Genomic DNA, 23,865 nt, shown 5'->3' on the forward strand with positions numbered 1-23,865 from the left:
TCATCCCGGGGCCGCGCAGCGGAGCCCGGGATGACACAGGAGGGTGTCAACTCCGCGGAAGCCAACCAGACAGGCTCTCGGAAGTAGCGTCGCACGATCGTTCCGATTTGCGGAAGATCGCCGTTGCCGGCGGCACATCCCCCCGATACGCCCGCTCCCATGATCCCCTTCCTCACGGCCAACCTGCGCTGGCTCGCGGCCGGGTTCCTGCTCCTGTTCTGCGGCTGCTTCGGCCAGACCTTCGTGGTCGCCCTGTCGGGCGGGGCGATCCGGCGGGAATTCGGGCTGTCGGACGGGGCGTTCGGGGCGCTGTATGCCGGCGTCACCCTGGCCTCGGCGGTGGCGCTGGCGGGGCTCGGCGGGCTCATCGACCGCTGGCCGGCCGGCCGGGTGGTGAGCCTCGCGGCCGGCCTGCTGGCGGCCGGCGCCGCCGGCCTCAGCCTGTCGCCGATCCTCGCGCCGCACATCCTCGTCCTCGCCCCGAGCCTCTTTCTGCTCCGCCTCGCCGGCCAGGGGCTGATGCTCCAGACCGCCTACACGCTGATGGGGCGCTGGTTCTCGGCGGAGCGCGGCCGGGCGGTGTCGCTCGCGGCGCTCGGGCTCAATGCCGGCCAGGCCTGCCTGCCCCTCGCCTTCGTCGCGGCCGCGGGGGCGGTCGGCTGGCGCGGCGCCTGGCTCGGCATCGCCCTGCTCCTCGTCCTCGTGGCGCTGCCCCTCGCCCGGCATCTCGTGCGGCGCGAGCGGGTGCCGGAGGCGACGACCCGCGCCGAGCCGGGCGAGGGCGCGACCCGGGCGCAGGCGCTGGCCGATCCCTACCTCTACGGGCTGCTCGCACTGATGCTGCCGCCCTCCTTCATCAGCAACACGATCTTCTTCCACCAGGTGCACCTGGCCGAGAGCCGGGGCTGGTCGCCGCAGGTGCTGGCCGCCGCCTTCCCGCCCTACGCGGTCGCGGCCGTCCTCTGCCTGCTCCTCGCCGGGCGCCTCGTCGACCGGTACTCGGCCCTCGCGCTGCTGCCGGTCTACCTGGTGCCGTTCGGCCTCGCCTGCCTGATCCTCGGCGGGGTCACGGCGCCATGGGCCGCCTTCGCCTTCATGCTGCTCTACGGCATCACCGACGGGGTCTCGCTCACCCTGTTCGGCGCGCTGTGGCCGGAGGTCTACGGCACCCGCCATCTCGGGGCGATCCGCGGCGCCATCGTGGCGATCATGGTGCTCGGCACGGCGCTCGGCCCCTTCCTGTCGGGCCTGCTCATCGATGCCGGCGTGCCCTTCGCCGGGATCGTGACCGGGATGGGGATCTACTGCCTGGGGGTCTCCGGCGCGCTCGGACCGGTCCGGCGCCGCCTCGCCGCGCGTCTGCACGGGCGCCGCTTCGCCGCCGCGTAATACCAACGGTCGTTGTAAACGACCTTTGGTTCCGTTCTCGAATTTTCGCCAAACCTTTGGTTTGGTGTCGAAAATTCGAGATGGATCAACGGCCTCGTCGATCTCGGGCCTGCCCGAGATCGACGTTGATGCGTCAGCATCTTGGGCCGTTGGTATAATTTACCGCTTGGGCCAAACCCAGGACGGCGGGTCGTGGTCGGGCGCCAGGGTCTCGCCGAGGCGCTTCTCCAGGGTGATGCGGGCCGCGCCCTGCCGCTCCAGGGCCGTCACCAGGCCGGCGGCGTGCGACACCACCAGGACCTGGGTATTCTCCGCCGCCCGCGCGATCAGCGAGGCCAGCGGCGCCAGGAGGTCGGCGTGCAGGCTGGTCTCGGGCTCGTTGAGCACCATCAGGTCGGGCGGGCGCGGCGACAGGAGGGCCGCGGCGAGCAGGATGGTGCGCAGGGTCCCGTCCGAGAGTTCCGCGCCGCGCAACGGGCGCAGCAGCCCGTGCTGGCGCAGCTCAAGCGAGAACTGGCCCTCGCTGCTCGCGACCGACAGGGACGATCCCGGAAAAGCCTCGGCGATGGTCGCGTCGAGGGCGTCGGAATCGCCGATCTCCCGAATGGTCTGGATCGCTGCCGCCACGTCGGCGCCGTCGCCGGCGAGCACCGGGGTGCGGGTGCCGATCTGCGGCCGGCGGGCCGGCGCGTCGCCGTCGGTGCGGAAATGGTCGTAGAAGCGCCAGGCCCGCATCCGCTCGCGCAAGCGCAGCACGTCGAGGGCCTCGCGCGGGTCGGCGCCGTGGGTCATCAGGCTGTCGTAGGCCGGCAGATCGCGAAAAGCCTCCGCCCAGGCGCCGGTGCCGTCGCGCAGGCGCACGAGAGGCCCACGGCGCTCGGCGAAGACGTTGGCGCGCCCGATCGTCGGCCCGTTCCAGACGCTCTCGGCCTTGATCTCGGGGTCGAGCGAGAAGAACGTGTCCTCGTAGGACGGCGCCGGCATGCCGAGCGCGATGGCGTAGCCGTACTCGTCGTCGGAGAAGCCGAGCTTCAGCTCGACGGGATTGCGCCGCACCGTACCCTCGACCCGGTGCGTGCCGTCGCGGACCCGGCGCCCGAAGCTCTCGGGCCCCGCCCACAGGGCCGAGGCGAAGCCGCCCTCGCGGGCGAGCGACGGGATCGCTCTGCCTTGAGCGACCTCGGCGAGGAGCCGGAGCGCGCGGTAGAGGCTCGACTTGCCGCTGCCGTTGGCTCCCGTCACCACGGTCAGCCGGTCGAGACCGAGGACGATGTCGCGCAGGCTGCGGTAGCCGGAGACGGCGAGGCGGTGGATCGGCATGACGATCGGGTTCCTCGCCGCGTCGACGCGTAGAGCGCATCCCCTCTCCAGGCAAATGCCGGGGCATGACCGGCATTGCTGCAACATGCGGGAGAGGGGATCCCGCGACTTCTATTTGCTGGCGCAGAACAGATGGAATGTGTTCGTGCGACAGCGAGGCGCGATGGACCTCACCCGCCTCCCCGCAACCGCCGCGCCGCCCCGAACCGGTTGAGGAACCTGGGCTCCTTCTCCGGTGCGACCCGGACCACGAGGTGGAGGTCGCCCGACGCGTCCTCGCGCCGGTCCAGCACCTCGGCATTCTCGTAGAGCCAGTGCAGCTCGGCGCCCTGCGCCGGCTCCAGGATCACCGCGAAGCTCGCGCGGCTGGCTGCGATCCGGGCCTCGATCCGGCTCATCAGGCGGTCGATGCCCTCGCCGGTGAGCGCCGAGAGCAGGACGGGCTTCGGCCCATCCTTGCCGTTCGGCCGGCTCAGGTTGAGCAGGCGCTCGCGCTCGGCCTCGTCGAGGAGGTCGGCCTTGTTCCAGACCTCGATGATGCGGTCGGCGTCGGGCTCGATGCCGAGCTCGGCGAGCACCTGCGCCACGTCGGCTCCCTGGGCTTCGGCGTCCTCGTGGGCGATGTCGCGGACGTGGAGCAGGATGTCGGCCTCGATCACGTCCTCCAGCGTCGCCCGGAAGGCGGCGATCAGCATCGTCGGCAGATCGGAGATGAAGCCGACGGTGTCGGACAGGATCGCGGTCTCGCCGTGCGGCAGCTTGATGGCGCGCGCCGTCGGGTCGAGGGTGGCGAACAGCATGTTCTCCGCCAGCACCTCGGCCTGGGTCAGGCGGTTGAACAGGGTCGACTTGCCGGCATTGGTGTAGCCGACGAGCGCGACGATCGGGTACGGCACCCGGCGGCGCGAGCGGCGGTGCAGGCCGCGGGTGCGGGTGACGGTCTCGAGCTCGCGCTCGATCCGGGTCATCCGCTCCTGGATCATCCGCCGGTCGGCCTCGATCTGGGTCTCGCCCGGGCCGCCGAGGAAGCCGAAGCCGCCGCGCTGGCGCTCGAGGTGGGTCCAGGAGCGCACCAGCCGGCTGCGCTGGTAGGCGAGGTGCGCGTGCTCGACCTGGAGCGTGCCCTCGCGGGTCGAGGCGCGGCGCCCGAAGATCTCCAGGATCAGGCCGGTGCGGTCGATGACCTTGACGCCCCACGCCTTCTCCAGGTTGCGCTGCTGCACCGGCGAGAGCGCGCAATCCATCACCACGAGGCGGATGCCGTCGGCCTCGATCCGCCCGGCGATCTCCTCCACCCTTCCCTTGCCGAGGAAGGTCGAGGGCCGGATCTGCTGGATCGCGACGAGGAGCTTGTCGGCGACGTCGAGCTCGATCGCGGCGGCCAAGCCCACCGCCTCGTCGAGGCGGGCGAGAGCCGGGCGGGCCTCGCCGTTGGCGTCGCGCTTGGTCTGGTAGGGGCCGATCACCAGCGTGCGGGTCTCGGCCGCGATCGCGGCCTCCGGCTCGGCCTGGCGCTGCAGGCGGATCTCGCCCGGTGTCCGCGGTTCCATCGTGTCTCCGGTCGCTCCCGTATGGTCGGGAGTCCATCGGATAGAGGTTGGATGGGGTCGTGCGAGAATCAAGCGGCCGGGCGCGTCGATAGCCGGGATTCGGATCTGGATCTGGTCGCGTCGGCGGTCGAAGAGGCGAGACGGCCAAAAAAACAGGCCGCACGATGCGGCCTGGATATCGGCATGGAAGCGAAGGTGCGGGGGCTCACGGCACGGGCGCGCCTCGCGGGGGCCCGGTCGGCCCGCGGCTCATGCGCGCAGGCCGGCTCCCCGGAGCGGGATCAGGCCTTCTCGGCCCCCTCCTCGCCCTGCTCGAACAGCTGCACGGGATGGCCCGGCATGATGGTCGAGATTGCGTGCTTGTAGACCAGCTGCGAGTGGCCGTCGCGCCGCAGCAGCACGCAGAAGTTGTCGAACCAGGTCACGACACCCTGCAACTTCACGCCGTTGACCAGAAAGATCGTCAGCGGAATCTTGTTCTTGCGAACGTGGTTGAGGAAGGTGTCCTGCAGATTCTGAGCGCGTTCGCCCGCCATTCTTCTTGTCCTTTGAACCCGCTGCCAGTCCCGGTTGACGGGTCGGTCCGTGTTGTTGTGCTGCGGGAGGCGCGACGCGCCGCCCGGGGAACCGGCCGCCCCATTACACGGTGAAGCTCGCCCGGGCGCAAGTGCAGACTGGCCGCAGGGGAAGTCTCCCGTGCCGCCGCAGCCCCCGCGACCGGCCGTGCCCGCGATCCTGTCGCGCTCCGGCCACAGGCGACCGTAGCAGAACGGCCCGGGCTTGGCACTAACACATGCGCGGTCCTGAGCCGCCCCCCGGTTACGCGCCGATGCCCAGCGACTTGAGCTTCCGGTGCAGGGCCGAGCGCTCCATGCCGATGAACTCGGCGGTGCGGGAGATGTTGCCGGAGAAGCGGGCGATCTGCGCCACCAGGTACTCGCGCTCGAAGATCTCGCGCGCCTCGCGCAGCGCCAGGCTCATCAGCTTCTCGCCGCCGGCGCCGCTCGGGGTGGTGGGCACGAGCGCGCCGACCTCGCTCGGCAGCATCTCGGTCGTGACTTCCGTCTCGGGATCCCCCTGCGTCAGGATCATCAGCCGCTCGACGTTGTTGCGCAGCTGGCGGACGTTGCCGGGCCAGTCGTGCGATTGCAGCACCGCCATCGCGTCGGCGGCGATGCGCCTTTGCGGCAGGCCGGTGGCGGCCGAGATCTGCTCCATGAAGAACGCGATCAGCTCCGGCACGTCCTCGCGCCGCTCGGCGAGCGAGGGGATGCGGATCGGCACCACGCTGAGGCGATGGAACAGGTCCTCGCGGAAGCGCCCGCCGGCGATTTCCTCCGCCAGGTCGCGCGACGACGACGAGATGATCCGCACGTCGACATGGACCCGGGTGGTGCCGCCGACGCGCTGGAAGTTCTGGTCGACGAGGACCCGCAGGATGCGGTTCTGGGTCTCGCGCGGCATGTCCGCGACCTCGTCGATGTAGAGGCTGCCGCCATGGGCCTCCTCGAGCGCCCCGACGCGCCGCGGCTTGCCGTCGGCCGCCTCGACGCCGAACAGCTCGGCCTCCATCGTGTCGGGGGTGATGGTCGCGGCGTTGATCACCACGAAGGGCCCGTTCGCCCGCGACGAGGCGGCGTGGATGGTGCGGGCCGACAATTCCTTGCCCGAGCCCGGCGCGCCCGAGATCATCACCCGGGCGTTGGTGGGGGCGACGCGCTCGACGGTCTGGCGCAGCTGGTTGGCCGCCACCGAGGCGCCGACGATGCGGCTCGCCTGGCCCGAGCGGGCTTTCAGGTCGCGCACCTCGCGCTTGAGGCGCGAGGCCTCGAGCGCCCGCTCGGCGACCAGGATCAGCCGGTCGGCCTTGAACGGCTTCTCGATGAAGTCGTAGGCGCCCGCCTTGATCGCCGAGACCGCGGTCTCGATGTTGCCGTGGCCCGAGATCATCACCACCGGCAGGTCCGGGGCCTGGGCCTTGATCACGTCGAGCACCTGGAGCCCGTCGAGGCGCGAGCCCTGGAGCCAGATGTCGAGGAAGACGAGGTGCGGCCGGCGCGCCTCGATCGCCGCCAGGGCCTCGTCCGAGGAGCCGGCGGTGCGGGTGCGGTGGCCCTCGTCGTCGAGGATGCCGGCGACGAGCTCGCGGATGTCGGCCTCGTCATCGACGATCAGAATGTCGGCGCTCATGGCTTCTCGGGCCTCCCCGCGACGCGGGCGGCGGTCCTGACGGCTCCGCGGCACCCGGTGCTATGACGAATTCGGCTGTGACGATGATGGCTGTGACGGACAGGGCCGGACGGAAGGCGCCGGTCCCGGCAGGGAGCGGGCCGCCTCACGCGGCCGGCTCCGGGGCGGTCTCCCGCGCGGGCCGTCCGGCGCCGGCGGCCGGCGGCGCGTCGCGCTGCACCTCGCGCAGGACCCGCATCCGCACCTGCCCGCCGCGCCCGCGCGGGTTGTCGTTCAGCTCGATGCCGCCGCCGTGCTCTTCCAAGACCTTGCTCACGATCGCCAATCCGAGGCCCGTGCCCCCCTCGCGGGTGGTCATATAGGGTTCGAGCAGCCGCTGGCGCCCTTCCTGGGGGAATCCCTTGCCGGTATCGGTGATCTCGATCACCGCGGCCTCGCCCTCCTCGTAGAGGCGCACCGCGATCAGGCTCTCCCCCCGCACGTCCTCGGGCACCGCCTGCACCGCCTCGACGGCGTTCTTGAGGATGTTGGTGATCGCCTGCGACAGGAGCCGCGTGTCGAAGGCAGCGCTGACGCGGGTCGCGCCCTCCTCCAGCGTGAAGGTCACGTCGGGATGGGCCACCCGCATCATGAACATGTTCTGCTTGACGATCTCGGTCAGGTCGTTGCGGGCGATCGCGGGCTTCGGCATCCGGGCGAAGGACGAGAACTCGTCCACCATCCGCTTGATGTCGTCGACCTGGCGCACGATCGTGGCGACGCACTGCTCGAACACCTCCTTGTCGGCGGTGATGACCTTTCCGTACTTGCGCCGGATGCGCTCGGCCGAGAGCTGGATCGGGGTCAGCGGGTTCTTGATCTCGTGGGCGATGCGGCGGGCGACGTCGGCCCAGGCCGAGGTACGCTGCGCGGTCACGAGGTCGGTGATGTCGTCGAGGGTGACGACGTAGCCGCGGTCGCCGTCCGGCGACTGCTCGCTCGTGGTGCGCACGTCGATGGTGCGCTCGCGGCCGTTGCGGGCGATCTGGATCTGCTGCTGGGTCGGGCGGGCGCGGGAATCCCCCGGCAGGCCGCCGAATTCCGGCATCACCGCCTCCAGCGGCTCGCCGACGAGGTCGGCGACGGAGCGCCCGAGCATCCGCTCGGCGGACGGGTTGGCGATGGTGATGACCCCGCGCCCGTCGACGCCGATCACGCCCGCCGGCACCCCGGCCAGCACCGCCTCGGTGAAGCGGCGTCGGCTGTCGATCTGCTCGCTCTGCTCGATCAGGGTGGCGCGCTGGCGGCTGAGCTCCTGGGTCATCTTGTTGAAGCTCTCGCCCAGGTGCTGGAGGTCGCCTTCCGTCTTCCGGAACGGGACCTGGGCGTAGTAGTTGCCGGACGCGACCTGGTCGGCGGCGTTGATCAGCCGGCGGATCGGCACCACGAAGCGGTTGGCGAAGTTGAGCCCGAACCACACCGCCGACAGCAGCGCGATGAGCGCGATCAGCGCGAACATCGTCGCGAAGGCGATCTGCACGCTGCGCCGCCCGGCATCGATGGTCAGGAACTCGGTCGCGGCGGCCCGCGACACGCCCGGGAACTCGACCGCGAGCCGCGTCACCTCGCGCTCGACGAGCAGGAAGGCGTCGTCGTAGGCCGGCAGCTTCATCAGCGTGCCGAACACCCGCCCCTCCCGCGGCAGGAGGCAGGTGGCGTCGGCGGATTTCGCCGCCTCCTCGAAGTCGCTGGCGGACGGCAGCGGCGGGTCCTTGAGGATGTCGATGTTGGCCCGCGCCACGGTCTCGGTCGGCGAGCGCATGATCCGGGCGATCGGCAGGCCGAGCGAGGCGGCGCGCGCGGTGAGGAAGTTCTCGAACCAGGCCCGCTCGACGTCGAAGGCGGGGCGCGCCCGGGTGAGGTCGTCGGAGAGGATGCGGGCCTCGCGGGCGAGGCTCTGGCACTGGTTGGTCAGGTAGGCGTCCGCCACGTCGACCGACATCAGCACGACGTTGCGCATCCGGTCGGAGAACCAGGGCGACAGGCCGCGCTCGAGCGTGATCGACGCCACCACGGCGAGCAGCACCGTCGGCAGGGTCGCGATCAGGCTGAACAGGCCGACGATGCGGGTGTGGAGTCGGGCGGCCGCGGCGTTGGTGCGCCGGGCGCGCAGGAAGACCCGCGCCTCCCAGGCGATGACCACGACGAGCAGCAGCACCAGGGCGACGTTGCTGAGCAGCAGCGCCACCACCACCGTGTGGGTCGGGGTGATCGCGGTGGCGCCGACCAGGATCAGGAAGGTGGCGAGCGCCAGGGCCAGGGCGACGATGACCGCGAGCGCCCCGAACCAGCCCGGACCCCGCGGCGCGGCGTCCTGGGCCGGTCCGGGCGGGACCGGCCGGGAGGGGTGGCCGGCCGCGCCGGAGGGGGGCGCTGGAGCCCGGGGGCGACGTGTGAACAGCATCCGTGGTGCAAGGCCACTACAGTGTGGCGAAATTAATACGGATGCCGGCGCGGCGGCAATCGGGGCCGGCGGTCGCGCCGTCCGGCCCGGGAGCGGCCCCGCGTCGGGTCGTCAGGCGGCGTTCGAGCGCGGGCGGCGGACGACCGGCTTCTGGCCGAGCCCGATGCTCTTGGCGAGCTCGGAGCGCTGGGCGGCATAGTTGGCGGCGACCATCGGGTAGTCCGGCGGCAGGCCCCACTTCTGGCGGTACTGCTCGGGGGTGAGCCCGCGCCCGGCGAGGTGGCGCTTCAGCGTCCGGTACCGGCGCCCGTCCTCGAGGCTGATCAGGTAGTCGGGCGAGACGGTCTTCTTGATCGGCACCGGCGGGGTCAGCCGCTCGGGCTCCGCCGGGACGGCCGAGCCGAGCCGGGCGATCGCCTCGTGGACGCTGCGGATCAGGCTCGACAGCTCGCCCACCGGCACGCTGTTGTTCGACACGTAGGCCGACACAATATCGGACACCAGGCCGATCATCTGAGGCGTTTCGACGTGGTCTGCTGAGCTCATTGCGGTCCTCGAGTAGTGCGGCCCCCGTCACAGGTGATGGATGTTACGCCAGTCTCCGTCAACTGCAAGGTGTCTCTATCAACACAAGAGGCGCCACTGCATTAGGTCTGCCCGATTTCCCAAGGTCAGTCCTCGGCGCCGGTGCGGTGGGAAAGGCCTCGGGACAGGGCACCCGGCGGGTGATGGACGGATCGGAAAAAACCTTGCCGATCATGGCGTTGACGGCGCATGCGAGGGTGCGACGCGCGGCGTCCGGCGGACCGTCGAGGCGTTCCGGTCTTCACTTAATAATTGATAAAAACAACGCTCCGATACGTTGCGGGCCGATTGTCCCTCCCGCAGAGATCCAATCCAGGCGCCCGGTCCTCGACTGTCGCGGCGGGCCGTGACCGGTCGAAACCGGGATGTGCCGCTGGGAAGTCAGTCACAGGCATTCCGATCCACGATCGCGCGATGTCTTCGCAAGTCAAGGTCGGATGTTCGGCCGGCAGGAGGTGCGTTTTCGACTTTTGGTTGTGTCTGATGACGAGGCAGACAACCGCACTTCACTGTGCGGTGCGGCGCCGGAACCATGGCTCCAGTGTCGTCGATGCCGGGTCGGCACGGTTTTCCGGCGTTTCGGGAGTCGGGAGGGCGCGATGCGCGCGAGACCAAAAACGGGCCAGGAAAGCCCGTCCGTCCTCCGGTCTTGCCGGATTATCCCGTCGCACAGCCTCGCATGCGGGGCACGGTGACCGAATGCGTCGGAATGCCGCGTCGGGGCGAGCCCGTCATTCGGCGGCGTACCCGTTCCGGCGCCGGGGCGGACCCCGCGGCGCGGGGTCCGCAACGTCAGCGCGGGGTCCGGAAAACCTGGAGGTCGAGGTCGCGGACCTTCTTGCGCAGGGTGTTCCGGTTCACCCCCAGCAACTCGGCGGCGCGGATCTGGTTGCCGCGGGTCGCCGCGAGCGCGGCGCCGATCAGCGGGCCCTCGATCTCGCGCAGCACCCGGTGGTAGAGCCCGGGCGGCGGCAGGGTGTCCCGATAGCCGGAGAAATACTCCGACAGGTGCCGCTCCACCGCCGCCGACAGGCCTTCCGCCTCCCCGTTCCCCTTGCGCCCCGTCCCGCCCTGCGCAGGCGCGGAGAGCGGCAGGGTGTCGAGCTCGGCCTCGATCACCGGGCCGGTGATCGTCTCCTGCGGGTAGAGCGCCGCGAGGCGCCGCACCAGGTTCTCGAGCTCGCGCACGTTGCCGGGCCAGCGGTAGCGCTTGAGCTTCTCCATCGCGTCGCCGTCGAGCTGCTTGCGCGTCAGGCCCTCGCGCTCGACCAGGACGAAGAAGTGGCGCACGAGGTCCGGCACGTCCTCGGAACGCTCGCGCAGCGCCGGCAGGCGCAGCGGCACGACGTTGAGGCGGAAGAACAGGTCCTCGCGAAAGATCCCCTGCTGGATCGAGACGCGCAGGTCCTTGTTCGTCGCCGCGATGATGCGGACGTTGGTCTTGATCGGCACCCGGCCGCCGACGGTGGTGTACTCGCCCTGCTGGAGGACGCGCAGGAGCCGGGTCTGGGCCTCCATCGGCATGTCGCCGATCTCGTCGAGGAAGAGCGTCCCGCCCTCGGCCTGCTCGAAGCGGCCGGCCGAGCGCGCGGTGGCGCCGGTGAAGGCGCCCTTCTCGTGGCCGAACAATTCGGATTCGATGAGGTCGCGGGGAATCGCCGCCATGTTGACCGGCACGAACGGTCCCGCGCGGCGTCGCCCGTAATCGTGCAGCGCGCGGGCCACCAGCTCCTTGCCGGTGCCGGACTCGCCCGTGATCATCACGGTGAGGTCGGTCGGCATCAGGCGGGCGAGCGAGCGGTAGATCTCCTGCATCGCCGGCGAGCGGCCGACGAGCGGGATGTCCTCGTTCTCAGGGGGCGCGCCCGCCGCCGCGGCGCCGCGCGGGCGCGACAGGGCGCGGCCGACGATCGCGGTCAGCTCCTTCAGGTCGAAGGGCTTCGGCAGGTACTCGTAGGCGCCGCGCTCCGACGCCCGGATCGCCGTCATGAAGGTGTTCTGCGCGCTCATCACGATGATCGGCAGGTCCGGCCGCACCCGCTTGATCCGCGGCAGGAGGTCGAAGGCGTTCTCGTCGGGCATCACCACGTCGGTGATGACGAGGTCGCCCTCCCCTTGCGCCACCCAGCGCCACAGGGTGGCGGCGTTGCCGGTCGAGCGGACCTCGTAGCCGGCGCGCGACAGGGCCTGGTTGAGCACGGTGCGGATGGCGGCGTCGTCGTCCGCCACGATGATGTGTCCGTTCGGCATGGCGCTCACTCGGTCTCGGCGGAGGATTCGCGCCCGTCGCGGGAATGCGACATCGGCAGGAGGACGCGGAAGGTGGTGCGGCGGGGGGCCGGATCGCACTCGACGATGCCGCCGTGGTCGCCGACGATCTTGGCGACCAGCGCGAGGCCGAGGCCCGACCCTTGCGCCTTGGTGGTGACGAAGGGGTCGAACAGGTCCGGCAGGAGCTCGGCCGAGACGCCGGGGCCGTTGTCGCGCACCGCGACCTCGATCGGCAGGCTGACGCGCTCGCGCGAGCCCGGCACCTGGAGGCGAAGCCCGGTGCGGAAGGCGGTCGAGAGGATGATCTCGCCGTCGACCGCGTCGGCGCCGATCGCTTCCGCCGCGTTCTTGACGAGGTTGAGGATGACCTGGATCAGCTGGTCGCGGTTGCCGAGGACCGGCGGCAGCGAGGGGTCGTAGTTCTCGACGAAGCGGATGTGGCGGGCGAATCCCGACTGGGCCGAGCGCTTCACCTGGTCGAGGACGCCGTGGACGTTGACCGGGCCGCGCTCGACCGGGCGCTCGTCGCCGAAGAGCTCCATCCGCTCGACGATGCGCACGATGCGGTCGGATTCGTCGCAGATCAGCCGGGTGAGCAGCCGGTCGTCCTCGGCGGCCGACTGCTCCAGGAGCTGGGCCGCACCGCGGATGCCGGCGAGCGGGTTCTTGATCTCGTGGGCCAGCATCGCGCCGAGCGCCACCATCGAGCGGGCGGCGCCGCGATGGGTGAGCTGGCGGTTCATCTTGTCGGCGATGGTGCGCTCCTGGAGCATCAGCACCACGAGGTCGTCGTCGAGATGGGTCGCGAACACGTCGACGCTGCGCTCGACCCCGGTGCGCGGCGAGGCCAGCTCCACCCGGTACTCGCTGACGCTGGCCCGGCGCCTTCGCACCTCGTTGACCAGCGCGATGATCGGCGAGGAGAACGGGATGATGTCGCGCAGGCGCTGGCGCTGCATCATCCGGCGCGAGTAGTCGAAGAAGTGCTCCGCCGCCATGTTGACCTGGAGGATGCGCTCGTCCGGACCGATGGTCAGGACGGGCAGCGGCAGGGCGTTGATGATCATCTCGCTCGTCGGGGCGCTCATCGGCGACGCCTTCCGGGTGCGGGCGGCAGGGGGGGCATCGCTCATCCTCATGCGGCCTGATGTTCGGGTCGTGCGGCCTGTCTCGCGGCCGGTGCCTCGAAGGCGCGGCGCAGCAGCCGCGCGGCCTCGGCCGGGTCGGTGGTGGTGAGAAGCCGGGCCCGCTCGGGGGCGGACAATCCGCCGGCATGGTCGGCGTAGGCCGCCAGGTGCTTGCGGGCGTGGCGCACGCCCATCCGGACGCCGTAGAGGGCGATCAGCCCGTCGTAATGCTCGGCCGCGAGCTCCGCCCGCGCGGCGGCGTCGGGCTCCGCGAAGGCCACTCCGGCGAGCCCCGCCGCGACCGCGGCGACGAGCCAGGGCCGCCCGACCGCCGCGCGCCCGATCATCACCGCGTCGGCGCCGGATGCCTCCAGGCAGGTCCGGGCGTCGTCGAGGCTCGCCACGTCGCCGTTGGCGACGACCGGGATCGCGACCGCCTCGCGGACAGTGCGGATCGCCGCCCAGTCGGCGCGGCCGGTGTAGAATTGCTGCCGGGTGCGGCCGTGCACCGTGACGGCGGCGTAGCCGAGCCGTTCGGCCCGGCGCGCCAGGTCGGGGGCGTTGCGGGTGGCGTCGTCCCAGCCGAGCCGCATCTTGACGGTGACCGGCACCGACACGGCGTCCCGCACCGCGGCGAGCAGGCGCTCGGCATGGTCGAGGTCGCGCATCAAGGCCGAGCCGGCCTGGCCGCCGGTCACGGCCTTGGCCGGGCAGCCCATGTTGACGTCGATCACGTCGGCGCCGTTGGCCTCGGCCAGCCGCGCGCCTTCCGCCATCCAGCGCGGGTCGCAGCCGGCGAGCTGGACCACGTGGGGTAGCACGCCCTCGCCCTCGGCGCGCAGGCGCGCCTCCTCGGTGCCGCGGGCGAAATCCTCCGCCGCCACCATCTCGGACACGGTCGCGGTGGCCCCCAACCGGCGGGCGATGCGGCGCATGTGCAGGTCGGTGACGCCGGACAGAGGCGCGAGCAGCGCCCCGTGCACGCCCGACAGCGGTGCCGGCGGCGCCCCGCGCGGCCGCGGATGCCCGGCCGACATCGATCCCCTTGGCAGCGCTGCCGGCCCGGCCCCCGGTGCCTCGACGCTCAAATAATGGTCAGTCGTCATTGTGCACAGCAAATAGCCAAAACCCGCTCATACGCAAGCGCGTTCGGGCCCCGATCCCCGAATTGCCCGCGAATTGGCTGGTGGGTGGCCCCGTTCGGGCCGGTCGGCCCGGCGCAGTGGCGTTCTCGCGTCGATTCGGGCCTGTGCGAGTCAGGATAGCGGGGCATCGCGGCGGAATGGAAGCGGCGGCGGGCGGGCTTTGCTGCGCTGCGGGATGGGGTGCCGGGTGGATCGGCAACCGTCCTTCTTGGCTGATATGGATTGGCGCTATTCGAACCGAGACCTGCATGAAGATCCTCACGTGCATCTCTGGATCATGCAAGTCGAGCGCGTTCCCCTCTCCCGTGTGGGAGAGGGGTTAGGGGTGACGTTGACGCGCTTCAGGATCAAGCACTGAACGTCGAGCTACCAGCACGGCGCTCAGAGCTTTACACGGGAGCGTGTCACCCTGCGCGATCTCCGATCGCCCCTACCCCTCTCCCACACGGGAGAGGGGATCCCGCGACTTCCTTGTACTGGACAAATGCGAGGAGGATGTCGGGTCATGCACCATGCGCAACCCCGGATCCCGATCTCGCCGCAGCAGGTCCCGACACGTCCCGCAGGCCCCACCCTCCTCTCCTTCCCACGCGGCACCGCTCTTCCCCTGGTGCATTTGCCTCGCGGGACCGCCGCCGCTAAGGAGCGGGCATTCCGGGAGCGACCTCTTTGACACTTCCCCAGATCGCCGCGGTGGTCGTCGCCGCGGGGCGCGGCATCCGCGTCGGCGGCGACACGCCCAAGCAGTATCGCCGCGTCGGCGGCCAGGCCGTCCTGACCCGGACCCTGGCGGCGCTGGCCGCCCATCCGGGCGTCACGCGGATCCAGGTGGTGATCGCCACTGATGCCGCCGCCTTCTACGGCGAGTGCCTGGACGACCTCGAGCCGGCGGCGCGCGACAAGCTCGCCCGCCCGGTCGAGGGCGGCGCGACGCGGCAGGCCTCGGTCCGGGCCGGGCTCGAGGCGCTGGCCCGCGCGGGCGCGCCCGACCTGGTGCTGGTGCACGACGCCGCCCGCCCCTTCGTCGATGCGGGCCTGATCGACCGGGCGATCGCGGCCGCCGGGCACCACGGCGCCGCGGTGCCGGGCGTGCCGGTGAGCGACACGATCAAGGTGGTCGAGCCGGACGGCCGGGTGCGCGAGACCCCCAAGCGCGAGGACTTGCGCGCGGTGCAGACCCCGCAGGCGTTCCGCTTCGCGCTCCTCGCCGAGGCGCATGGGCGGGCCGCGGCGGAAGGCCTCGACGGCTTCACCGACGACGGGGCGCTCGCCGAATGGGCCGGCCTGCCGGTGGCGGTCTTCCCCGGAGACCTGCGCAATCGCAAGATCACCCAGGCCGCCGACCTCGTCGAGGCGGACCGCGCCTTCACGCCCCCCTCCGAGAGCGATTCCGCCATGACCCTCCTGACCCGCCTCGGCACCGGCTTCGACGTGCACGCCTTCACCGAGGGCGACCACGTGTGGCTCGGCGGCGTGCGCATCCCGGCCGACCGCGGCGTGCTCGCCCATTCGGACGGCGACGTGGTGCTGCACGCGCTGACCGACGCGATCCTCGGCGCGCTCGCCGACGGCGACATCGGCGTGCACTTCCCGCCGAGCGATCCCCGCTGGCGCGGCGCCTCCTCCGACCAGTTCCTCGCCGACGCGGTGCGCCGGGTGGCCGAGCGCGGCGGGGTGATCGACCACCTCGACATCACGGTGCTGGCCGAGGCGCCCCGCATCGGCGCCCACCGCGAGGCGATCCGCGCCCGGATCGCCGAGATCGCCGGCGTGCCGCTCTCGGCGGTCTCGATTAAGGCGACCACGACGGAGAAGCTCGGCTTCGTCGGCCGGGCTGAGGGCCTCGCCGCCCAGGCCGCCGCCACGATCCGCCTGCCGGAGGCGCGCGCCTGATGTTCGATGCCGCCCTCATCACCCGCGCGAGCGTGCTGATCGCCGCCTATCGCGAGCGCCAGGCCCGCCTCGTCACCGCCGAATCCTGCACCGGCGGCCTCGTCGCCGCCCTGCTCACCGAGGTGGCGGGCTCCTCGCTGGTGGTGGAGCGCGGCTTCGTCACCTACTCGAACGAGGCCAAGGCCGAGATCCTCGGCGTCGACTTCAACCTGATCTCGGCCCACGGCGCGGTGAGCGAGCCGGTGGCCCGCGCGATGGCCGAGGGCGCGCTCGCCCATTCCCGCGCCGACGTGGCGCTCGCCATCACGGGCATCGCGGGGCCGGGCGGCGCGACCCCGGCGAAGCCGGTGGGCCTCGTCCATTTCGGCCTCGTCGCCGCCGGCCGGGCGACCCGGCACATCGAGCGCCGCTACGGCGACCTCGGCCGCTCCGAGGTCCGGCGCTGCGCCGTCGAGGACGCGCTCGGCTTCCTGGAGATGGGGCTGGAGAAGGTGTGAGGCGTTCGCCTCACAGGTCCAGCATCCAGGTCTCCCCGACCAGGTCCTGCCCGAAGGACCGGTGCGGGGCACTCTCGACCAGGCGGAAACCCGCCTCGGCGTAGATCCGCCGGGCGGCGCCCAGCACGTCGTTGGTCCAGAGCGTCAGCTGCCGGTAGCCGCGTTCCCGGGCGCCGGCGATACAGGAGGCGGTGAGGCGCCGGCCGAGACCCTGGCCGCGGATGGCGGGCTCGACGTAGAGCAGGCGCAGCTTGCCCACCGTCTCGGAGGCGGGTGCCAGGAAGACGCTGCCGACCACCTCGCCCGCTTGCTCGGCGATCCAGGCCCCGGCCCGCGCCGGATCGCGGTCGCGGACGAACCCGGCCAGGATCTCGGCGACCAGGGCCTCGAAGGTGAGGTCGAAGCCGTATTCCTCAGCGTAGAGCACGCCCTGGCGGTGGGTGATCCAGCCGATATCGCCGGGCTTCAGGTCGCGCAGGGTCGCGGCGCCGTCCTCCGGCGGATCCCCGAGCAGGCGGCGCATCCGCGCCATCGCGCCGACGAGGGCCGTCCGGTCGGTGGGATCGAGCCGCCCCAGCAGCGCCTCGACCTCGGCCCGCGAGGCCTCGTCCAGCGGCGCGAAGGCGGCCTGCCCCTCCGGCGTCAGGGCGAGGACCTGGCGCCGCCCGTCGCCCGCGGCGGTCCGGCGGGTCAGGAGGCCCTGCTCCTCGAAGCGCTTGAGCAGGCGGCTGAGATAGCCGGCATCGAGGCCGAGATCCTGGCCGAGGACCGAGGCGGTCAGGCGGTCGCGATGGGCGAGCTCGTAGAGCACCCGCGCCTCGGTGAGCGAGAAGGCGCTGCGGTGCAGCCCCTCCTCCAGGAGGCCGATCTGCCGGGTGTAGAACCGGCCGAAGGCCCGCACCGCCGCGACCATCGCGGCATCGACTGCATCTGCGCGCGTCACGAGCCCGCCTCCCGCTCTCCAGGGTGGCAGGATCGTCGAATTAATTGACTCAGTCAACTATTATCGGGTCGTTGCGCCAGCAGGGCCGCCACGAGATCGTGCACCTGCCGGAGCCGGAACGGCTTGCGCAGGAAGGCGGCATGGCCGGAGGCGCGCTCCCGCACGGTGTGCTCCGGCATCGAGCTCATCAGCACGACCGGGATCCCGCGGGTCTCCGGGTCGGCCTTGAGGGCGGCCAGCATGGCGGGCCCGTCCATCACCGGCATCATGAAGTCGAGGAAGATCAGGTCGGGCCGGCCGGCCGCGACGCGGGCGAGGCCCTGCCGCCCGTTGGCGGCGGTGACCACCGTGTGGCCGTCGTCGGAGAGGACGGCGTCCAGCAACTCGGCGATGCCGAACTCGTCGTCCACGATGAGCACCGTCGCCACCGGCCTATTCCCCGCCGCGTCCCGCGGCGTCGCGGTCGGCCAGGATCGCCTCGGCGCGCTCGGGGCCGTCGTCGATCGCCAGGCCGCCGGAACGGCCATCCGGGCCGCCCGACCGGATGTCGAAGACGCGGAGCCGAGGATCGATCCGGGCATCCCGGGCCTTGGCGACGGCGATCAGCCGGTGGACGCCCGAGCGCAGGACGCAGGAGCGCATCAGCACGATGTTCTCGGCGACGCTCGAGGTCTGCCGCAGGGAGGGGGCGCCGGAGGGGGCATCGAGGAAGGTGCCGCGCAGGTCGGTCTCCCGGGTGTACATCGCGGTCACGCCCAACGCCCTGAACTCCGCCGTGAGGGCGGCGAAGATGCGGACGATCCGGTCCTGATCCCCTGCGATCCGGCACATCGCGTCCAGACCGTCGATGAACACGCGCCGGACCCCTCGGTTCCGGATATTCGCGAGGAGATCGGTGCAGATCTCGTCGATCAGCCCCTCGGTGGCGGGCTGCCACAGCACCTCGACCCGGCCGGCCTCGATCATCTCGGCGACCGGCAGGCCGAGCGCCCGGGCCTTGGCGCGGAGCGCCGCCTCGCTCTCGTAGAAGCCGCAGAGCAGGCCCGGCGCCCCCGGATCGGCGCCGAGGAACTGGAGGCCGAGCGTCGTCTTGCCGATGCCGGCCGGGCCGCCGACGAGAGTGGTGGAATCGTGCGGCAGGCCGCCGCCGAGCATCGCGTCGAGAGCAAGCGAGCCGGTGGTGAGGGCCGCGCCCTCGACGTGGTCGCGCCGGCTCGGCAGCCGCAACCGTGCCTCGATGCGCGGAAACACCCGGATCCCATCGTCGGTGATGCGGAAGGCGTGGCGCCCGCGCAGGAAGCCGCTGCCGCGGAACTTGCGCACCTCCAGCTCGCGCTCGGCCCGCCACCCGGTCAGCCGGCTCGACAGGACGATGAGTCCGTCGACCATCGTGTGCTCGGCCGCCACCAGGTCGATTCCGGCCGAGGCGCTGGTGAGGAGGAGCGCGGTGGCGCCGGTCGCGGCGGCCTGGGTCTGCAATTCGTGGATGAAGGTCTTGAACTCGAGGGCCGAGGCCGCGGTCTCCTCCGCCGCCACCAGCCCGTCGAGGACCAAGAGGCTCGCCTCGCGGGCGGCCATCTCCCGGCGCAGCAGGGTCAGGAGGCCGGACAGCCCCTCGTCCTGCAGGGTGCGGAAGGCGCTCAAGTAGGTGATCCGGTCGGGGATCAGCCCGGCCCGGAAGAAGCCGAGCGGCGCGATGTGGCCGAGCATCCGCGCATGGCTCTCGGCCAGCAGCGTGACGTAGAGCGCGCGGTGTTCGGGCGAGGTTCCCGCATGGGTGTAGCAGGCGTGGTTGCCGAAGATGGTCTTGCCCGCGCCCGGCGTACCCTGGACGATGTAGACGCCGCCGCGAAACAGCCCGCCGCCGAGGATGTCGTCGAGGCCGGCGATCCCAGTCGGAACCCGCTCCAGTTCTCCGTAGGCACCGGCCTGTTCCATGCTGGGTCCTGCCCCGGTCATTCCTGTGCTCTCTCGCCGTGCTCTTTAGCTGCTGCGGTCGCTCAGCCGTGAAGGGGAAGCGTTACCGTGAAGGTCGCACCGTCGCCAGGGCGGCTGTCGAGGGTGACGGCGCCGCCCATCGCCTCGGCGAGGTGGCGCACCAGCCACAGGCCGACCCCGAAGCCGGTCGGCGCCAGGCTCGGGTCGCCCACCGCCCGCTCGAAGCGCTCGAAGATGCGGGCCTGGTCGGCGTGCGGGATGCCGATGCCCCGGTCGCTCACCCGGATCCGCGCCACCGTCCCGTCCCGGACCCCTGAGACCGTGATCGCGCCGCCGTCGCCGTACTTGATCGCGTTGGTGACGAGGTTGTCGAGGATCTGGTCGAGGGCGAGGCGCTCGCAGGAGAGCACCAGGTCGCCCGGCACCGCGACCGCGATCGTGCTGCCGGCATGGGCCGCCATCGGTGCGAGCGCCGCCACCACCTCCTCCACCACCTCGGCCAGCGGCACGGGGGCGGCGAGGAGCGCAAGCTGCCCGGTCTGGACCCGGGAGACGTCGAGGAGCGTGGTTGCCCGGCGGACGTAGCGCTCGACGAGCCAGCGCAGCTGCGCCAGCCCTTGCGCCACCCGTCCCTCCGGCGCCTCGCGCGCGGCGGCGGCGAGCAGGCGCTCGACCTGGCCGAGGATCGGGGTCATCGGGTTGCGCAACTCGTGCGCGACGCCGGCCAGGAACGCGTCGCGCTCGGCGAGCGCCCGGCGCAAGGCGGCGACCTCGCGGCGCAGGCATGCGGCCTCCAGGGACGCAGCTGCCTCCATAGACGCAGCTTCTTGGGCCGGATCTTCTTGGGCCGGATCGGGGGCGTCGCCGGCGCGCGGACTCGGCGACGCGCTCATGCGGCCGATCGCCCGAGGCAGGCGGCGCTCCGGCGATCGGGAATCCGGTTCCGCGGCGGCGGCGCGGGGGGCGGGGTCGGCATCACGCCGATGACATAACAAATCGCGGCCGGACAGGCGAGCGGCCACGGCCGCGCTTGGCAGGTCAGGCTGTGCCTGTTCCTGCGTTCTACCGCCGCGGCAATCCCCTTACCGCCGCGGCAATCCCCTTACCGCCGCGGCAATCCCCTTACCGCCGCGGCGCCTGGACCGAGATCACCCGGGCCCCGCCGACCTGCCGCTCGCCGCCGTTGATGACGTAGAGCACCGGATCGGCCTTCGGCTGGGGCGGGATGCCGGCGACGGTCGGGACGCCATAGGTGCCCTCGCCCCAGGCCGAGGGCACGAGCTCGCTCGGGCGCGGCAGCTTGAAGTACGGCTCGGCGACGAGGCCGGGCTCCAGTACGCCGTTCGCCCCGTAGATGCCGAGGGGACCCGCGAAGGTGGTGCCGCCATAGGCGGCGAACCGGCGGCCCCGGACATCCCGACCCGAGAACGTCCCGCCCCGGCCGAGGCGCCCGCGCACGTCGTAGACGGCGGCGCGGCCCTGACGGCTCGGTGCGAGGTGGGCGTGCCCGCCCTGCCCCGCGGCTCCGGGGCCGCGCAACGGCTGCGCCTCGGCGCCGGCGCCCACCAGGGTGGCGGCGAGGGTGAGGACGATCAGGTCGCGACGCATGGTGTCTTCCCGGCTCCCGGCACTGGCTCAGGTTCAATGCCGGGGTGCCATCCTCGTTCCCGCGCGAGACCTGCACCAGCCGTGGCAGAGTGCGGAGACTTGGAAGACGTCCACCGGAGTGATCGGGCGACCTCGCTTGCGATTCCCAGGCAGTCATTCCGCTATCTGGACCGAAACATGGGACGACAGCAGATTTTTCCTGGCACTCGAACACGCATGATCTGAGTTATCGTAAATCATCGCCACGATCATACAGTCAAAATGACCGTAATCATTTTGATATAGACTGAAGACCTGACAGACGGAAACTTTGAGCGAGAAATGATCGCCGCTTAACCGCACGTGCGGCGATAGCGACGACAGTTACCCTGCCCTTCCTCCCCGTACATATCACGGTTCTCGCAACGGTCACGAAGTTCCCGACACATGCGGCGGTAGCGGCGCTCATCGCGTTCTTCGCGATAACCTCGTCCATCATCGACCTCCACGCCGCCAGGCCCGATCCGGATACCTTGGGCAAAGCCGGGAGCACCTGAAACCAGCAGCACGGTAGTCGTTGCGGCGGCAAACACCAATTTGCGCATGTTAGCGTCTCCCTCATTCGGTATTGCCAGAATCGGAAGAGAGGAACGGCCGAGACTGAGAATGGTTCGAGCGAAAGCGGGTGTGCCGCCTTGATTTGATGCAATCAAAAAAGCTAGCTACTATGAGCAGCGTCGTGAGCGTAGCCTTCGGGCCACGGCTTCGAGGTCTTGCGCGCCGATGCAGGCTCGGGGCTGCAACCCGTCGCGGCGGTGGTTGTGATGGCCCTCCGCGGTCATTCGCGTGGTCAAGCCGATTCTCGCCGGCCCCCCGACGGAAGTCTCACGACCTAAGTCTCACGACGAATTGTCGGATGGGCCACGAAGGCCGGCTGGCTTAACGATTCGTGTCAGCGGCGGATCACGTGCGAGCGGGCGGTTTCAATCCCCCTGCCCGGCGACAGGCGCCGCCGCACACCCGGTTCACCTGAAGCGCGACGATCCCGACGCGGCGAAGATTCGCGCGGGCGACGCGTGCCGTTCTCGATGGAAACGCCCTCACAGGAGGAACACCCCATGGCAAGCTCAGCCGCCCTCGGGACCGCCGGCGATGCCGCGCGCCCGATGACGCGGGAGGAGAAGAAGGTCATCCTGGCCTCCTCCCTCGGCACCGTGTTCGAGTGGTACGACTTCTACCTCTACGGCTCGCTCGCCGGCATCATCGGCGCGCAGTTCTTCTCGTCCTATCCCCCGGCGACCCGGGACATCTTCGCGCTGCTCGCCTTCGCGGCGGGCTTCCTGGTGCGGCCGTTCGGCGCCCTGGTGTTCGGGCGCGTCGGCGACATCGTCGGGCGCAAGTACACCTTCCTCGTCACCATCCTGATCATGGGCCTGTCGACCTTCATCGTCGGCATCCTGCCCAACGCCTCGCAGATCGGCATCGCGGCGCCGATCATCCTGATCATCCTGCGCCTCGCGCAAGGGCTCGCGCTCGGCGGCGAGTATGGCGGTGCGGCGACCTACGTCGCCGAGCACGCGCCGCACGGCCGGCGCGGCTTCTACACCAGCTGGATCCAGACCACGGCGACGCTCGGCCTGTTCCTGTCGCTCGTGGTGATCCTGGCGGTGCGGACCTTCACGGGTGAAGCGGCCTTCGCCGAGTGGGGCTGGCGCATCCCGTTCCTGGTCTCGGTGCTGCTGCTGGGCATCTCGCTCTGGATCCGGCTGCAACTCAGCGAGTCGCCCGCCTTCCAGCGCATGAAGGACGAGGGCAAGACCTCGAAGGCGCCGCTCACCGAGGCCTTCGGCCAGTGGCGCAACGCCAAGATCGCGCTCATCGCGCTGCTCGGCCTCGTCGCCGGCCAGGGCGTGGTCTGGTATACCGGTCAGTTCTACGCCCTGTTCTTCCTGCAATCGATCCTGAAGGTCGACGGCTATACCGCCAACCTCCTGATCGCCTGGGCGCTGCTTCTCGGCACCGGCTTCTTCGTGGTGTTCGGCTGGCTCTCGGACAAGATCGGCCGCAAGCCGATCATCCTGGCCGGCTGCCTGATCGCGGCGTTGAGCTTCTTCCCGGTGTTCAAGCAGATCACCACGCTGGCGAACCCCGCCCTCGAGAAGGCGATCGAGACCGTCAAGGTGACGGTGGTGGCCGATCCGGCCCAGTGCGGCAGCCTATTCAACCCCGTCGGCACAAGGGTGTTCTCGGCGCCCTGCGACCTCGCCCGCGACTACCTCGCCAAGTCCTCGGTGCGCTACGCGACCGAGGCCGGTCCGGCCGGCCAGCCGACGGTGGTGCGGATCAACGGCACCGAGGTCCCGTTCGCGGCAGGCGCGCCTGCGGCGGAGTTCAACAAGGCGGCGGCCTCGGCGCTCCAGGCGGCGGGCTACCCGAAGGCCGGCGATTCCCAGGTGGTGAAGATGTCGAACCCGTTCGACATCTTCCGGCCGCAGGTCGCCGGGGTGATCGGGCTGCTGTTCGTCCTCGTGCTCTTCGTCACGATGGTCTACGGCCCGATCGCCGCGGCCCTGGTCGAGCTCTTCCCGACCCGGATTCGCTACACCTCGATGTCCCTGCCCTACCACATCGGCAACGGCTGGTTCGGCGGCCTTCTGCCCGCCACCGCCTTCGCGATGGTGGCCCAGACCGGCGACATCTATTACGGCCTCTGGTACCCGATCGTCATCGCGCTGATGACCTTCGTGCTCGGCCTGCTGCTGGTGCCCGAGACCAAGGACCGGGACATCTTCGACGAGCGGGATACCGCCGCGCACTGACAAGCGGGAATGGCTTGACGCGCGAAGGGGGCGCCCGCGGCGAGGCTGCGGGCGCCCCCTTCCTCGTTTTCGGGGCGATGGACGAATCGGGCCGGCGCCGTCCCCGTCCTCGATGTCATCCCGGGTTCCGCTTTCACGGCCGCGGGATGACGCGGGGAGCTGCCGCAA

General features: G+C 71.0%; 19 protein-coding genes. 4 read left to right on the top strand and 15 right to left on the bottom strand.

Annotated features, from left to right (window positions below):
* Positions 1-159: 159 nt before the first annotated feature.
* Entirely contained in the window at positions 160-1,389 is a 1,230-nt protein-coding gene (locus ACS5PV_RS22475) for an MFS transporter (RefSeq protein WP_455397563.1), read from the top strand.
* Positions 1,390-1,548: 159 nt separating this feature from the next.
* On the opposite strand, the gene ACS5PV_RS22480 is transcribed toward ACS5PV_RS22475, so the two are convergent.
* The 9 genes from ACS5PV_RS22480 to dusB all read right to left on the bottom strand — a co-directional run bounded on the left by ACS5PV_RS22480 (position 1,549) and on the right by dusB (position 13,981).
* Positions 1,549-2,709 (bottom strand): AAA family ATPase, encoded by a 1,161-nt coding sequence (locus tag ACS5PV_RS22480; RefSeq protein WP_455397564.1) that lies wholly within the window; start codon positions 2,707-2,709, stop codon positions 1,549-1,551.
* A 170-nt stretch (positions 2,710-2,879) separates the two neighbouring features.
* Positions 2,880-4,259, bottom strand: a complete 1,380-nt coding sequence (gene hflX / locus ACS5PV_RS22485) for a GTPase HflX (RefSeq protein ID WP_455397565.1) — start codon at positions 4,257-4,259, stop codon at positions 2,880-2,882.
* A gap of 281 nt (positions 4,260-4,540) precedes the next feature.
* Complete coding sequence (gene hfq, locus ACS5PV_RS22490) at positions 4,541-4,795, bottom strand: RNA chaperone Hfq (protein WP_048429571.1); 255 nt, start codon at positions 4,793-4,795, stop codon at positions 4,541-4,543.
* Between the two features lie 283 nt (positions 4,796-5,078).
* Positions 5,079-6,449: a nitrogen assimilation response regulator NtrX gene (gene ntrX, locus ACS5PV_RS22495; RefSeq protein WP_455397566.1), complete on the bottom strand. Its 1,371-nt coding sequence runs from the start codon at positions 6,447-6,449 to the stop codon at positions 5,079-5,081.
* Positions 6,450-6,594: 145 nt separating this feature from the next.
* Positions 6,595-8,892 (bottom strand): ATP-binding protein, encoded by a 2,298-nt coding sequence (locus ACS5PV_RS22500; protein ID WP_455397567.1) that lies wholly within the window; start codon positions 8,890-8,892, stop codon positions 6,595-6,597.
* 111 nt (positions 8,893-9,003) lie between these two features.
* Positions 9,004-9,393, bottom strand: a complete 390-nt coding sequence (locus tag ACS5PV_RS22505) for a MucR family transcriptional regulator (RefSeq protein WP_455397568.1) — start codon at positions 9,391-9,393, stop codon at positions 9,004-9,006.
* Between the two features lie 876 nt (positions 9,394-10,269).
* The gene (ntrC, locus tag ACS5PV_RS22510) at positions 10,270-11,727 is read right to left on the bottom strand and encodes a nitrogen regulation protein NR(I) (RefSeq protein WP_455397569.1); all 1,458 of its coding nucleotides are present in this window, start codon (positions 11,725-11,727) and stop codon (positions 10,270-10,272) included.
* A 5-nt stretch (positions 11,728-11,732) separates the two neighbouring features.
* Positions 11,733-12,887, bottom strand: coding sequence for a two-component system sensor histidine kinase NtrB (locus ACS5PV_RS22515; RefSeq protein ID WP_455397570.1), 1,155 nt, complete (start codon positions 12,885-12,887; stop codon positions 11,733-11,735).
* Positions 12,884-13,981: a tRNA dihydrouridine synthase DusB gene (gene dusB / locus ACS5PV_RS22520; RefSeq protein WP_455397571.1), complete on the bottom strand. Its 1,098-nt coding sequence runs from the start codon at positions 13,979-13,981 to the stop codon at positions 12,884-12,886. The genes ACS5PV_RS22515 and dusB overlap by 4 nt, the downstream gene beginning before the upstream one ends.
* Before the next feature lie 708 nt (positions 13,982-14,689).
* Here dusB and ACS5PV_RS22525 point away from each other — a divergent pair.
* Both ACS5PV_RS22525 and ACS5PV_RS22530 read left to right on the top strand, forming a co-directional pair.
* Entirely contained in the window at positions 14,690-15,913 is a 1,224-nt protein-coding gene (locus tag ACS5PV_RS22525) for a bifunctional 2-C-methyl-D-erythritol 4-phosphate cytidylyltransferase/2-C-methyl-D-erythritol 2,4-cyclodiphosphate synthase (protein ID WP_455397572.1), read from the top strand.
* Positions 15,910-16,410 carry a CinA family protein gene (locus tag ACS5PV_RS22530; protein WP_455397615.1) on the top strand — a complete coding sequence of 167 codons (501 nt, stop codon included), beginning with the start codon at positions 15,910-15,912 and terminating at the stop codon, positions 16,408-16,410. The genes ACS5PV_RS22525 and ACS5PV_RS22530 overlap by 4 nt, the downstream gene beginning before the upstream one ends.
* A 10-nt stretch (positions 16,411-16,420) precedes the next feature.
* On the opposite strand, the gene ACS5PV_RS22535 is transcribed toward ACS5PV_RS22530, so the two are convergent.
* From ACS5PV_RS22535 to ACS5PV_RS22560, 6 genes are all read right to left on the bottom strand, one after another.
* The gene (locus tag ACS5PV_RS22535; RefSeq protein ID WP_455397616.1) at positions 16,421-17,323 is read right to left on the bottom strand and encodes a bifunctional helix-turn-helix transcriptional regulator/GNAT family N-acetyltransferase; all 903 of its coding nucleotides are present in this window, start codon (positions 17,321-17,323) and stop codon (positions 16,421-16,423) included.
* An 83-nt stretch (positions 17,324-17,406) separates the two neighbouring features.
* A complete protein-coding gene (locus ACS5PV_RS22540; RefSeq protein ID WP_455397573.1) occupies positions 17,407-17,781 on the bottom strand; it encodes a response regulator in 375 nt (124 codons plus the stop codon).
* A 4-nt stretch (positions 17,782-17,785) separates the two neighbouring features.
* Positions 17,786-19,291, bottom strand: a complete 1,506-nt coding sequence (locus ACS5PV_RS22545) for an RAD55 family ATPase (RefSeq protein WP_455397574.1) — start codon at positions 19,289-19,291, stop codon at positions 17,786-17,788.
* A gap of 62 nt (positions 19,292-19,353) precedes the next feature.
* Entirely contained in the window at positions 19,354-20,106 is a 753-nt protein-coding gene (locus tag ACS5PV_RS22550) for a sensor histidine kinase (protein WP_455397575.1), read from the bottom strand.
* A 307-nt stretch (positions 20,107-20,413) separates the two neighbouring features.
* A complete protein-coding gene (locus ACS5PV_RS22555; protein ID WP_455397576.1) occupies positions 20,414-20,899 on the bottom strand; it encodes a hypothetical protein in 486 nt (161 codons plus the stop codon).
* A 332-nt stretch (positions 20,900-21,231) separates the two neighbouring features.
* Positions 21,232-21,483 (bottom strand): hypothetical protein, encoded by a 252-nt coding sequence (locus ACS5PV_RS22560; RefSeq protein ID WP_455397577.1) that lies wholly within the window; start codon positions 21,481-21,483, stop codon positions 21,232-21,234.
* 561 nt (positions 21,484-22,044) lie between these two features.
* Between ACS5PV_RS22560 and ACS5PV_RS22565 the strand changes: the two genes are divergently transcribed.
* Positions 22,045-23,697, top strand: a complete 1,653-nt coding sequence (locus tag ACS5PV_RS22565) for an MFS transporter (RefSeq protein WP_455397617.1) — start codon at positions 22,045-22,047, stop codon at positions 23,695-23,697.
* The last annotated feature ends 168 nt before the right edge of the window (positions 23,698-23,865 follow it).

The organism is Methylobacterium sp. Gmos1 (genome assembly GCF_053764715.1).